The sequence below is a fragment of the Streptomyces sp. XY006 genome (assembly GCF_002237655.1).
Taxonomy (GTDB): domain Bacteria; phylum Actinomycetota; class Actinomycetes; order Streptomycetales; family Streptomycetaceae; genus Streptomyces; species Streptomyces levis.
In genome coordinates this window covers 185,254-198,192 of record NZ_NOKT01000004.1, presented here as the reverse complement: position 1 = coordinate 198,192, position 12,939 = coordinate 185,254, and the positions used below count along the sequence as shown (strand labels likewise).

The window sequence follows — 12,939 nt, the reverse complement described above, 5'->3', positions numbered from 1 at the left end:
TCCCTCCCGGGCGGGCGGTCAGGGGTGTGCGGGCACGGTCGTCAGCAGGGGCTCCGGGGACGTGCCGCCCGAGGGCCGGGCGAGGGCGGTCACCGTCAGGACCAGGGCGAACGCGGCGGCCAGACCGACGGCGGCGGCGATGAGGGCACGCATACGGGGCCTCCCCACGGACGGAGCTGATAGACCGTCAGGTTTCGGCACCGTAGCAACGCCCGGCGGAGATGAGAACACGTTGCACACACAACGACGCCCCTCCGTGAAGAGGGGCGCCGTCCGTCGTACCTGAGAGCTACGCGCCAGGGCTCGCCGAGGGGCTCGGCGAGGACGTCTCCGCGGCCGCCACGGTCAGTTCGACCGTGAGGGTCGCTCCGCCCGCGGTGGTGATGCGCAGCAGGAAGGTGCCGGCCGTGTCGTCCGCGTACAGCTTCGGCAGCGTCAGCAGGCCCTTCGCGTCCGTCTTCAGGCCCGTCAGGGTGCGCACGGGCTTGCCGGCGGCGTCCTTGAAGTAGGGGCCCTTGTCGTTGGCGGCGGGATCGGCGGCCGACTTGATCAGGGTGGCCGTGGCCGCGACACCGTCGGCGACGGCGCCCTGGTACGTCGCCTTCACCTGGACCGCGTCGGCGAATTCACCGCCCGGGACGCAGGTCAGCGCCGCGTCACCGGTGCGGGCGAGCTTGTCGGCGGCGCGTTCGGTGACGGTGGCCGTGTAGTCGAGGCCCGCGACCGTCCGGCCCACGACCGTGGCCCGGACCGTGACGGCGCCGGTCTTCTCCCCCGCCTGCAGCGCGGGCGCGACGGCCACGCCCGAGCTGTTGGTGGCGACCGTGGCCACGCTCTCGCCGCCGGTGAAGGTGGTGTCCGTGTCGCCGAGGATCGTGAAGCGGATGCGGACCTTGGCGACGGCCTTGCCGGCCTTCGTCTCGGCGCGGGTGCTGATGCGCTGGGTGAAGGCGTCGCCCGCCATGGCGGTGAGCTTCGCCGCTCCCGCGTTCTCCAGGTGGTCCACCGTGTCGGTGGGCGTGGGGGGCGTCGAGGGCGGCGGGGCCGGCGAGCCGGGCGGGGTGGTGGGCGGCTTCGGGCTCGGCGTGCCGGGCTTCTCCGGCTTGGGGCTGGGCTTCGGCTTGGAGGCGCCCTGGCCGGGCGTGCTCGGCGTGGCCGGGCCGGACGGCGTGGACCGGTCGCTGCCCGTGCCGGAGCCGCCGTCGCTGCGGTTGCCGGGCAGCGTGCCCGTGCCGTCGGGGACCTCGTGCGTGCCCTTGCGGTAGTACTCCAGCCACCTCATGACGAGGGCCAGGTACTCGCGCGAGTTGTTGTAACTGAGGATCGCCCGGTCGAGGTCGTCCTGGTCGGACAGGTCCCAGTTGTTGCGGCAGAGGTAGTGCCCGGCGGCGAGGGCGGCGTCGTAGATGTTGTTGGGGTCCTTCTTGCCGTCGGCGTTGCCATCGCGGCCCGCCCACGCCCAGGTGGACGGGATGAACTGCATGGGGCCGACGGCCTGGTCGTACGCGCTGTTGCCGTCGTACGCGCCGTTGTCGGTGTCCTTGATGAGGGCGAAGCCGTTGCCGTCGAGCTGCGGGCCGAGGATCTTCCCGATCGTGGTGCCCTCGGCGTCGACCCGGCCGCCGCGGGCCTGACCCGATTCCACCCGGCCGATGGCGGCGAGGAGTTGCCAGGGCAGGTTGCAGCCGGGCTTGGACTCGCGCAGCGAGGCCTCGGCCTTCTTGTACGCATCGAGGACGGTCGCGGGGATGCCCGCCTCGGTCTCGCCCTGTCCGCTCGGGGACGGACCCGTGGACGGGGAGGGGTTGGGACTCTTCAGCGGCGGCAGGTCCGTGTAGTACGGCGAGTTGCCGGTGGCGCTGCCGTCGGAGGCGCTCACGTCGGGCGACGGGGTGGCGTCGGCGGCGGTCTGTCTGCCGTGGTCGTTCACGCCCGGAGCCTGGGAGGCGGACAGGGCCGCGACCGCCACCGCGGCCACGGCGGTCGTCGCCGCTCCCTTGCGCAGCCTCCTGCCGAATTGCGCCGCCATAGAGTGAACCCCTCCCGTGGACGCCCGAGCGCCCGTCTCTGTCTGTCGCGCTCCGTGTGGTGCGCTCGCGTACTGCTGTTGCGTTCGCACTGTTGTGACGATCGACCGGCCCGAGTGGTTGCCCTCCGGAAGGCATCTCTCCGACCCCGGCACGGTGACCCTGGCGACCCTACGACAACTTGCTTTGCTCAGACACCCGTTCGTGCCCGCTTTTCACCGGTTGGCCATGGGGAGGGCACCCGGGGTACCGGCGCGTGGCGTCGCGCATACTGGGGCCCTGTGATCGCCCCTGGTAACGACCGTCGCGAGGAGCCGAGTTGCCGTTCACGCTGAGCCACGCGGCGGCCGTGCTGCCCGTCCTGCGCACCGACGGGAGCGGCCGGGGCCGGCTGGTGCCCGCGGTGCTGGTGGCGGGAACCTTCGCGCCCGACATGACCTATTACGCGGCGAGTGTGCTGCCCGAGGCGATGGCGTTCGGGGACGTCACGCACTCGTTCCCCGGGGTGTTCACGGTCGATGTGCTGGTCACCTGGGCGCTGGTGGGGCTGTGGCTGCTGCTGCGCGAAACCTTGGTGGCGCTGCTGCCACGGGCCCGGCAGGGGCGGGTGGCGGCCCTGGTGCGGTGCGGTTCGCCCCGCGGGCGGATGCGGCCCGCGCTGGTGGCGCGCTGGTACGGGTCCGCGGTGCTCGGGTCGCTGACGCATGTCGTGTGGGACGCGTTCACGCATCTCGACCAGTGGGGGATGCGGGTGTTCCCGGTGCTGGGCCGGGAGGTGGCGGGCTCGCCGCTGTACTGGTACCTGCAGTACGGCGGTTCGGCGGTGGCCGCGGTCGTGATCGCCCTGTTCGTGGTGCGCGGGCTGCGGCGGATGCCGCAGGGCGAGCCGGTGGGGGTTCCGGTGCTGTCGGTGCCGGACCGGTGGGGGGCCGCGGCCTTGATCGGCGGTTTCGCTCTGGTGGGTGCGGCGCACCGGGCCGCGCGGTGGTGGGCCCACTGGGGGTCGGCGGCGAAGCCGTGGGAGATCATCCCGACGGTGTGCTTCGGCGCGGGCGCGGGACTGGTCCCGGCGCTGCTGCTCTACGCCGTGGCCGTCAGGGTGTGGCGTCCGGCTCCGGTCCGCGGCGGTCCCGACCGCGTCGCCGAGGAGCCGAGCCGCTCGCCGGTTCACTGAGGGCGGGCTTACGGCCGTGCGTCGCCGGACGCCGGCGGACATCGGCCGCCGCCCGGCTCAGGGCGACGGGCTTGCGGCCGTAGGGCATACGCAACCGGAGGCGTACCGCGCTGCGGCCGAGGCGCGTGGAGGGACCGGCCGGGACACGCACGGTGCTGACGCCGACCGCGACGACGGGGACGGGAGGGAGCGCGGCGCGCAGGACGGGCGGGAGTGCCGCGCGGAGTGACGGTGGGGGTGCCGTACGGAAAGACAACAGGAGCCTCGCGCGGAAGGCCGGCTGGAGCCTCGCTCGGCGAATCACGCCAGGGGCCGCGCGGAAGGCTGGTGGAAGTGCCGTGCGGAGCGTCCCGCCCCGGCCCGAGCGGAGCTTCACGTCCGGCACCGCGCGGAAGGACGACAGGAGCCTCGTGCGGAAGGCCGGCTGGAGCCTCGCTCGGCGAATCACGCCTGGGGCCGCGCGGAAGGACGACAGGAGCCTCGCGCGGAGAGTCGGTGGGAGCGCCGCGTGGAAAGCCGGCTGGAGTGCCGCGCGGAGCGTCACCCCTGGGGCCGTGCGGCTGATGAGCGTGCGTATACCCATGCCCGCATCCTTGCCAGGGCCGGGAGGCGGGGCGCCTTCTCGGCGGCCACGCGAGTGACGGGCTGGTGAGAGGGCTCGAGCAGGGCTGAGAGGCAGGACCCGGAGGTCGGGATCGGGTGCAGGCCCGGGGCCGGACTCGGAGGTCGGGATCGGATACAGGGCTCGGGCGCAGGGCTCGGGCGCAGGGCTCGGAGGGCGGGCTCCCGGGAGGGGCCCGGGGGCATCGAGGGGCTGATCCGGTGAGGCCGGTCCTCGATGCCCCCGGGACAGGCGGAACTAGTGCGCCGCCGACTCCCAGTCCGGTCCCGCGCCCACCGAGACGCCCAGCGGGACACGGAGCTCGACCGCGTGGGCCATCTCGCGGCGGACCAGCTCCTCCGCCGCCGCCCGCTCGCCGGGGGCGATCTCCAGGACGATTTCGTCATGGACCTGGAGGAGCATCCGGGAGGACAGGCCCGCCTCCTTCAGGGCGTTGTCCACCTTGAGCATGGCGATCTTGACGATGTCGGCCGCCGTGCCCTGGATCGGCGCGTTGAGGGCCATCCGCTCGGCGGCCTCGCGGCGCTGGCGGTTGTCGCTGTTGAGGTCGGGCAGGTAGCGCCGGCGTCCGAACAGCGTGGCCGTGTAACCGGTCGCCCGGGCCTCGTCGACCGCCCGGCGCAGATAGTCCCGCACGCCGCCGAACCGCTCGAAGTACGCGTCCATCAGGGCGCGGGCCTCCGCCGCCTCGATGTTCAGCTGCTGGGAGAGACCGAACGCGGACAGTCCGTAGGCCAGGCCGTACGACATGGCCTTGATCTTGCGGCGCATCTCGGCGTCCACCGCGTCCGGCTCGACCGCGAAGACCTGGGAGGCGGCCGTGGTGTGCAGGTCCTCGCCGGAGGTGAACGCCTCGATCAGGCCCTCGTCCTCGGAGAGGTGGGCCATGACCCGCAGCTCGATCTGGCTGTAGTCGGCCGTCATGAGGGACTCGTAGCCCTCGCCGACGACGAAGCCGCGGCGGATCGCGCGGCCCTCGTCCGTGCGGACCGGGATGTTCTGCAGGTTCGGGTCCGTCGAGGAGAGGCGGCCGGTGGCGGCGACCGTCTGGTTGAACGTCGTGTGGATGCGGCCGTCCGCGGCGATCGTCTTGATCAGGCCCTCGACCGTGACGCGCAGCTTGGCCTGCTCGCGGTGGCGGAGCATGATCACCGGCAGTTCGTTGTCCGTCTGGCCGGCCAGCCAGGCCAGTGCGTCCGCGTCCGTGGTGTAGCCGGTCTTGGTGCGCTTGGTCTTGGGCAGGGCCAGCTCGCCGAAGAGGACCTCCTGGAGCTGCTTGGGCGAACCGAGGTTGAACTCGTGCCCGGCCGCCGCGTGGGCCTCCTTCACCGCCTGCTGGACGGCGCCCGCGAACATCTGCTCCATGGCCTCCAGGTGGGGCCGGTCGGCCGCGATGCCGTGCCGCTCCATGCGGGCGAGCAGCGCGGACGTGGGCAGCTCCATGTCGCGCAGCAGGTCGGCGGCGCCGACCTCCTCCAGGCGGCTCTCGAAGGCCTGGCCCAGGTCGAGGACGGCACGGGCCTGGATCATCAGGGCCTCGGCCTCGGCGCCCTCGTCCGTGCCGAAGGCGAGCTGGCCGTCGGCCGCTGCGGCGGGGGCGAGCTCGCGGTGCAGGTATTCCAGGGACAGCGCGTCCAGGTCGAAGGAGCGGCGGCCCGGCTTGACCAGGTAGGCGGCCAGCGCGGTGTCCATGGTGACGCCCTCGACGCTCCAGCCGTGCTCGGCGAAGACGCGCATGGCGCCCTTGGCGTTGTGGAGGATCTTGGGCCGCGCGGCGTCGGCGAGCCAGGCCGCGAAGGCCGTCTCGTCGGCCTCGTCCAGCTGGGAGGGGTCGAACCAGGCGGCCGGTCCGCCGGGCGCGGCCAGGGCGACCTCGGCGACGGAGCCGGCACCGAGCGCCCAGGTGTCGACGGTGGCGATGCCCAGGGGGCCGGTGGCGTGCTCGGTGAGCCAGGCGGTCAGCTCGCCCGTGCCGAGCACCGTGCCGTCCAGCTCCACACCCTCGGCGCTGATCGGGGTGGTCTCGGCCTCCTCGGCGCCGGGGTCGACGGCGAAGAGCCGCTCGCGCAGCGAGGGGTTACGGATCTCCAGGGTGTCCAGGACCATCGCGACGGCCTTGCGGTCGTACGGGGCGCGCTCCAGGTCGGTGACGCCCTTGGGGAGCTCGACCCGGCGCTCCAGCTCCGTGAGGCGGCGGTTGAGCTTGACCGCCTCCAGGTGGTCGCGGAGGTTCTGGCCGGCCTTGCCCTTGACCTCGTCGACGCGCTCGACGAGCTCGGCGAAGGAACCGAACTGGTTGATCCACTTCGCGGCGGTCTTCTCGCCGACGCCGGGGATGCCGGGGAGGTTGTCGGAGGGGTCGCCCCGCAGGGCCGCGAAGTCGGGGTACTGCGCGGGCGTCAACCCGTACTTCTCGAACACCTTCTCCGGGGTGAAGCGGGTCAGCTCCGAGACGCCCTTGGTCGGGTACAGCACCGTGATGTGGTCGCTGACCAGCTGGAACGAGTCCCGGTCGCCGGTGACGATCAGCACGTCGAAGCCCTCGGCCTCGGCCTGCGTGGCGAGCGTGGCGATGACGTCGTCCGCCTCGAAGCCGTCCACGGCGAAGCGGGCGGCGCCCATCGCGTCGAGGAGCTCGCAGATCAGCTCGACCTGGCCCTTGAACTCGTCCGGGGTCTTGGAGCGGTTCGCCTTGTACTCCGTGAACTCCTGGGAGCGCCAGGTCTTGCGGGAGACGTCGAACGCGACCGCGAAGTGCGTGGGCGCCTCGTCGCGGAGCGTGTTCGCCAGCATCGACGCGAAGCCGTAGATCGCGTTCGTCGGCTGGCCCGTCGCGGTCGTGAAGTTCTCCGCGGGCAGCGCGAAGAACGCGCGGTAGGCCAGCGAGTGCCCGTCCATGAGCATCAGTCGCGGACGGCTGCCGCCGGAGGTCGTGTCGGTCGTCTTCGATGCTGTCTCTGCCACGCCCCCGATCCTGCCACGCCCCACTGACACTCGGCCCCGCCCCGGGTCCGCGCCGGGCCGGTCCGCGTACCTGCCGACGTCCTACGGATCGGTGGACGTCCTACGGATCAGCGGACGTCCCGCGGATCAGCGGACGTCCTGCGGATCGGCGGAGGCCCTACACATCGGACGAGGTCCTACAGATCGCACACCGGGCCGAGCGGCACAACGGACAGGGGGCCGGTGGGCGGGACGACGCAAGGATCTTGCGGCCCGGCCTCGTCAGGTGACGGCGGGGCCCGTGCGAGGAGCCGTCCCTGGCGCATCTCGGGTGCGGGCCCGCCCTCACCCGTTGTCACCGCCGCGTGGGAGGATCGGAGACGTACCTCACAGCGCAGTCGAAGGGGAGCGTGCGATGGCGTCGAAGCCGCCCAAGAGTGATCCGGTCCAGGACGCGCCGCAGGTCGCCGGGCCGCAGCACGCCGCGGCAGGGCTCCCCGCGATCGGGCACACCCTGCGCGTCGCGCAGCGGCAGATGGGCGTCAGGCGCACGGCGCTGACGCTGCTGAGCGTGAACCAGAAGGACGGCTTCGACTGCCCGGGCTGCGCCTGGCCCGAGCCGGAGCACCGGCACAAGGCGGAGTTCTGCGAGAACGGCGCGAAGGCGGTGGCCGAGGAGGCCACGCTGCGCCGGGTCACGCCGGAGTTCTTCGCGGCCCACCCGGTCGCCGACCTGGCCGGCCGCAGCGGTTACTGGCTGGGCCAGCAGGGCCGCCTCACCCACCCCGTGTACCTCCCGGAGGGCGGCACGCACTACGAGCCGGTCACCTGGGAGCGCGCCTTCGACATCGTCGCGGAGGAGATCGCCGCCCTCGGCTCCCCGGACGAGGCCGTGTTCTACACCTCGGGCCGCACCAGCAACGAGGCCGCGTTCCTCTACCAGCTCTTCGCGCGCGAGCTCGGCACGAACAACCTCCCCGACTGCTCGAACATGTGCCACGAGTCGTCCGGCTCGGCCCTGTCGGAGACGATCGGCATCGGCAAGGGCAGCGTCCTGCTGGAGGACCTGTACCAGGCGGACCTGATCATCGTCGCCGGCCAGAATCCCGGCACGAACCACCCGCGCATGCTCTCCGCCCTGGAGAAGGCGAAGGCCAACGGCGCGCGGATCATCAGCGTCAACCCGCTGCCCGAGGCGGGCCTGGAGCGTTTCAAGAACCCGCAGACCGCGCAGGGCATGCTCAGGGGCGCCGCGCTCACGGACCTGTTCCTGCAGATCCGCATCGGCGGCGACCAGGCGCTGTTCCGCCTCCTCAACAAGCTCATCCTGGAGCGGGAGGGCGCGGTGGACGAGGCGTTCGTGCGGGACCACACGCACGGCTTCGAGGAGTTCGCCGAGGCCGCCCGCGCGGCCGACTGGGACGAGACGCTCACGGCGACCGGCCTGACCCGGGAGGACATCGACAAGGCCCTCTCCCTGGTCCTCACCTCCGAGCGGACCATCGTGTGCTGGGCGATGGGCCTGACCCAGCACAAGCACTCCGTGCCCACGATCCGCGAGATCGTCAACTTCCTCCTGCTGCGCGGCAACATCGGCCGCCCGGGCGCGGGCGTGTGCCCGGTGCGCGGGCATTCGAACGTGCAGGGCGACCGCACGATGGGCATCTTCGAGCGGCCCGCCCCGGCCTTCCTGGACGCGCTGGAGCGGGAGTTCGGCTTCGCGCCCCCGCGCGAGCACGGCTACGACGTCGTCCGGGCGATCCGCGCGCTGCGCGACGGCGAGGCGAAGGTGTTCTTCGCGATGGGCGGCAACTTCGTCTCGGCGTCGCCCGACACGGAGGTCACCGAGGCGGCCATGCGGCGGGCCCGGCTGACCGTGCACGTGTCGACGAAGCTGAACCGCTCGCACGTGGTCACCGGCGCGCGGGCCCTGATCCTGCCGACGCTCGGGCGCACGGAGCGCGATCTGCAGGGCGGTGGCGAGCAGTTCGTGACAGTGGAGGACTCGATGGGCATGGTGCACGCCTCCCGGGGCCGCCTGGAGCCCGCGAGCGCGCATCTGCTGTCGGAGCCGGCCATCGTGTGCCGCCTGGCCCGCCGGGTGCTGGGCGAGGACAGCCGCACGCCGTGGGAGGAGTTCGAGAAGGACTACGCCACGATCCGGGACCGCATCGCGCGTGTGATCCCCGGTTTCGAGGACTTCAACGCGCGCGTGGCCCGCCCGGGCGGTTTCGCGCTCCCGCACGCCCCGCGCGACGAGCGCCGTTTCCCGACGGCCACCGGCAAGGCCAACTTCACCGCCGCGCCCGTGGAGTACCCGCGGCTGCCCGAGGGCCGTCTGCTGCTGCAGACGCTGCGCTCGCACGACCAGTACAACACCACGATCTACGGCCTCGACGACCGCTACCGGGGCATCCGGGGCGGCCGCCGGGTGGTGCTGGTCAACCCCGAGGACGCCCGGGCCCTGAAGCTGGCGGACGGGGCGTACGTGGACCTGGTGAGCGAGTGGCGGGACGGCGTGGAGCGCAGGGCGCCGGGCTTCCGGGTCGTGCACTACCCGACGGCCCGCGGCTGTGCCGCCGCGTACTACCCGGAGACGAACGTACTGGTGCCGCTGGATGCCACGGCGGACACCAGCAACACCCCGGCCAGCAAGTCGGTCGTGGTGCGTCTGGAACAATCGGCGACCGACTGAGCGTTCGCTCAGGCATCGAGACAGCGCCGCAGCGATCAGACGAACGGAGCCGGGCCCCATGGGTGAGCAGCAGCATGTGAAGTTCCCGCAAGAGGTCATCGACGAGTACGCCGCACTCGGTGTGGACCTCCCGGCCCTGTTCTCCGCAGGCCACCTCGGCACCCGGATGGGCGTCCAGATCCTCGAGGCCTCGGCGGAGCGGGTCGTCGGCACGATGCCGGTGGAGGGCAACACCCAGCCCTACGGCCTGCTGCACGGCGGGGCCTCCGCGGTGCTCGCCGAGACGCTCGGCTCCGTCGGCTCGATGCTGCACGGCGGCAGCTCCAAGATCGCCGTGGGTGTCGACCTGAACTGCACGCACCACCGCGGGGTCCGCTCCGGCGTCGTCACGGGCGTGGCCACGCCCGTGCACCGGGGCCGCACGACCGCCACCTACGAGATCGTCATCACGGACGAGAGCGACAAGCGGGTGTGCACGGCCCGGCTGACCTGTCTGCTGCGCGACGTGAACCCGGGCGACGAGGAGATCATCCGCTCCGCGAGCTGACCGACACAGGGAAAACCCTGGAAGGGCGGCCGGGCCCTTGTCGCGGCCGCCCCCGGGCGCTTCACTGACGCTCCACCCCCACAGGAGAAGGCCCGTCCCACCCCCAGAAGGGTTTCTCTTGAGCTCCGTACGTGCCCTCGGCGTCACCGCCGCGGCCGGTGCCGCCGTGCTCGCCACCGCGCTGCCGTCCTCCGCCATCAACTCCTACAACGCCACGCCCGCCCCCGAACGCACCGAGGTCGGCGCGCTCGTGGCCACCTGGGACGACGACGGCGACCCCGCGACACCCGACCGGGTCGACTGGGTCTGCTCCGGCACCATGATCGACCGGGACACCTTCCTGACCGCCGCGCACTGCACCACCGACTGGCCCGACAACGTGCGCTTCCACGTGTCCCTCGACCAGGACGTGCAGGCCGGGCTCGACGCGGCGGCGAAGAAGTACCCCGGCGACCCCGCCGCGCAGGCCGCCGCCGTCGCCGTGCCCGGCACCGCCCACTCGCACCCCGACTATCCGGGACCCGCCTCCGACACCCACGACATCTCGGTGGTCCAGGTGTCCGCCGCCGCGGTCGAGGCCCGCTGGAGCTTCACCCCGGCGACCCTGCCCACCGCGAACCAGCTCGGCAGGCTCGGACCGCAGGGACTGAACGCCACCGACTGGGTCGTCGCCGGATACGGCACCCAGGAGGCCGTCAACGGCCCCGGCGGCCACACCCACCCCGGCGGCGGCGTCCGCATGAAGGCGCCCGTCACCTTCAACGCCCTCAACGACTCCTGGGCCCGGCTCGCCATGACCGCGCCGCAGGGCAACGGCGGTGCCTGCTACGGCGATTCGGGCGGCCCCAACTTCGCGACGCTGGGCGGCAAGCGCGTCCTCGCCGCCACCACCATCACCGGTGACACCCCTTGCTACGCCACCAATGTGACGTACCGTCTGGACACCCCGGGCGCCCGCGCGTTCCTCGCGCCCTTCACACGGCTGCCGTAGCCGGCACCGGCCGCACCACCGCCGAACGCCCCGCCGCATCGGGTCCGACCCCGAAGCGGCGGGGCGTTCGGCATGCCCCCTCCCCGCGGCCCCCTCCCCACCCCCGGGAGATCACCGCACTCCCGAACCGGCGAAATCGGCCTTTTCCCACTCGCCCGGATGCCGCGCCGCCATTTCTCTACGTAACGCTCCGTAACGCGCGCGCAATACAAGACCGCGATTTCCCCTTCGGCCGCTCCCACGCCGGGAACCTTTCCGATCTTGACCCGGCGGCCTGCGGCCCGGGCAGCGCACGATCTCAGCCACGGCCAACCGGAAGTGCGCGTTCTCAGAATGCGGACTTCGGCGAAAATCCACCAAACCCGCCGAGAGGGTCCCTCGCCGAGAGCGGACATCCACCCCGTCATAACAAGAAAGTCACAAGCGAGCCCGCACCACTGACCCTGCCCTTACCCCGGGCTTAGAGTCACGGCCAGTCACCGCTCCACATCGGGAGTTCGGTACCAGCGCGGCACTCACCCCCCGACCAGGGCGGGGCCTGCCTGTGAAAGGACTGATTGTGCGACAGCGTTCCTTGGTGATACTTACCTCCGTTCTCACGACCGGAGCTCTGACTCTCACCGCCTGCGGTTCCCGAGACGACAGCGGTGACAAGGGCGGAGACAGCGGGAGCAGCACGACGCTGACCATCGGCGTCGACGCCCCGCTCTCCGGTGAGAACTCCACCACCGGCCTCGGCATCCAGTACGGCGCCCAGATAGCCATCGACGACGCCAACAAGAACAACTGGGTCCCGGGCGTGAAGTTCCAGCTCAAGGCCCTGGACGACAAGGCGCAGCCCGCGACCGGACAGTCCAACGCCACCAACATCGTCGGCGACAAGACCGCCGTCGGCGCCGTCGGCCCGCTGAACTCCGGCGTCGCCCAGACGATGCAGCAGGTCTTCGCCTCGGCCAACATGGTCCAGATCTCCCCGGCGAACACCAACCCGGAGCTCACCCAGGGCAAGAACTGGCAGACGGACAAGAAGCGTCCGTTCAAGACCTACTTCCGCACCGCCACCACCGACGAGCTGCAGGGCAGCTTCGCCGCCGGCTACGCGTACAACGGCCTCAAGAAGAAGAAGGCCTTCGTCGTCGACGACAAGCAGACCTACGGCGCCGGCCTCGCGAAGATCTTCGCCGAGCAGTACAAGAAGCTCGGCGGCAAGATCGCCGGCACCGACCACGTCAACACCGGCGACAAGGACTTCGGCTCCCTCGTCACCAAGATCAAGAACTCCGGCGCCGACCTGCTCTACTACGGCGGCCAGTACGACGAGTCCGCGCTGATCACCAAGCAGCTCAAGGACGCCGGCGTCAAGATCCCGCTGTTCGGCGGCGACGGCATGTTCGCCTCGACCTACATCGAGGCCGCCGGCAAGTCCTCCGAGGGTGACCTCGCCACGGCGATCGGTGTCCCCGCCGACACCCTGCCCGCCGCCAAGCAGTTCATCCAGACCTACAAGGACAAGGGCTACAAGGGCGACTACGGCGCCTACGGCGCCTACGCCTACGACGCCACCACCGCCATCATCAAGGCCGTCAAGGCCGCGGCCGACGCCAACGGCGGCAAGGTGCCCAGCGACATCAACGACCTGCGCTCCAAGGTCGTCGACGGTGTCCAGAAGTCCGACTTCGAAGGCCTCACCGGCAAGATCTCCTTCGACGAGTACGGCGACACCACCAACAAGCAGCTGACGGTGTACCAGGTCGAGAAGGGCGCCTGGAAGGCCGTCGAGACCGGCACCGCCGACCTGCAGTAATACCGGCCCCCCCATAGCCGCACCCGGGCCGCGCGGGAGGACGACCCCGACCGCGCGGCCCGTTTTCACACCCCCACACAGCACGCGACCACGCACGCATCCAGTGCACACGACCACCAGCGACATGGAGGCCATG

The 12,939-nt window shown here is 71.7% G+C and carries 8 protein-coding genes; 5 read left to right on the top strand and 3 right to left on the bottom strand.

All coding sequences use genetic code 11. The features are described 5' to 3' along the window. Window positions 1-18: 18 nt before the first annotated feature. Window positions 19-153 (bottom strand): SPW_0924 family protein, encoded by a 135-nt coding sequence (locus CHR28_RS37110; protein ID WP_107473113.1) that lies wholly within the window; start codon window positions 151-153, stop codon window positions 19-21. A gap of 136 nt (window positions 154-289) precedes the next feature. Continuing rightward, on the bottom strand, window positions 290-2,029 hold the full coding sequence (locus tag CHR28_RS06980) for a lytic transglycosylase domain-containing protein (RefSeq protein WP_094052597.1): 1,740 nt from the start codon (window positions 2,027-2,029) through the stop codon (window positions 290-292). A 317-nt stretch (window positions 2,030-2,346) separates the two neighbouring features. Here CHR28_RS06980 and CHR28_RS06975 point away from each other — a divergent pair, with 317 nt between their 5' ends. Further along, window positions 2,347-3,201 (top strand): DUF4184 family protein, encoded by an 855-nt coding sequence (locus CHR28_RS06975; RefSeq protein WP_094052596.1) that lies wholly within the window; start codon window positions 2,347-2,349, stop codon window positions 3,199-3,201. 859 nt (window positions 3,202-4,060) lie between these two features. Here the strand turns inward: CHR28_RS06975 and polA are convergent. After that, a complete protein-coding gene (polA, locus tag CHR28_RS06965) occupies window positions 4,061-6,787 on the bottom strand; it encodes a DNA polymerase I (protein WP_094052594.1) in 2,727 nt (908 codons plus the stop codon). Window positions 6,788-7,181: 394 nt separating this feature from the next. On the opposite strand from polA, the gene CHR28_RS06960 reads away from it, so the two are divergent. The 4 genes from CHR28_RS06960 (at window position 7,182) to CHR28_RS06945 (ending at window position 12,803) form a co-directional block, all read left to right on the top strand. Then, on the top strand, window positions 7,182-9,461 hold the full coding sequence (locus CHR28_RS06960; RefSeq protein ID WP_094052593.1) for an FdhF/YdeP family oxidoreductase: 2,280 nt from the start codon (window positions 7,182-7,184) through the stop codon (window positions 9,459-9,461). A gap of 58 nt (window positions 9,462-9,519) precedes the next feature. After that, a complete protein-coding gene (locus CHR28_RS06955; RefSeq protein ID WP_094052592.1) occupies window positions 9,520-10,008 on the top strand; it encodes a PaaI family thioesterase in 489 nt (162 codons plus the stop codon). 118 nt (window positions 10,009-10,126) lie between these two features. Next, window positions 10,127-10,999: a trypsin-like serine protease gene (locus CHR28_RS06950; protein ID WP_094052591.1), complete on the top strand. Its 873-nt coding sequence runs from the start codon at window positions 10,127-10,129 to the stop codon at window positions 10,997-10,999. A gap of 574 nt (window positions 11,000-11,573) precedes the next feature. Then, entirely contained in the window at window positions 11,574-12,803 is a 1,230-nt protein-coding gene (locus CHR28_RS06945; RefSeq protein ID WP_094052590.1) for a branched-chain amino acid ABC transporter substrate-binding protein, read from the top strand. Window positions 12,804-12,939 lie beyond the last annotated feature (136 nt).

Bases quoted from the DNA above. Each gene is read 5' to 3' on its own strand.
- CHR28_RS06980 (WP_094052597.1), bottom strand. From the start codon at position 2,029: ATGGCGGCGCAATTCGGCAGGAGGCTGCGCAAGGGAGCGGCGACGACC.
- CHR28_RS37110 (WP_107473113.1), bottom strand. From the start codon at position 153: ATGCGTGCCCTCATCGCCGCCGCCGTCGGTCTGGCCGCCGCGTTCGCC.
- CHR28_RS06960 (WP_094052593.1), top strand. From the start codon at position 7,182: ATGGCGTCGAAGCCGCCCAAGAGTGATCCGGTCCAGGACGCGCCGCAG.
- CHR28_RS06955 (WP_094052592.1), top strand. From the start codon at position 9,520: ATGGGTGAGCAGCAGCATGTGAAGTTCCCGCAAGAGGTCATCGACGAG.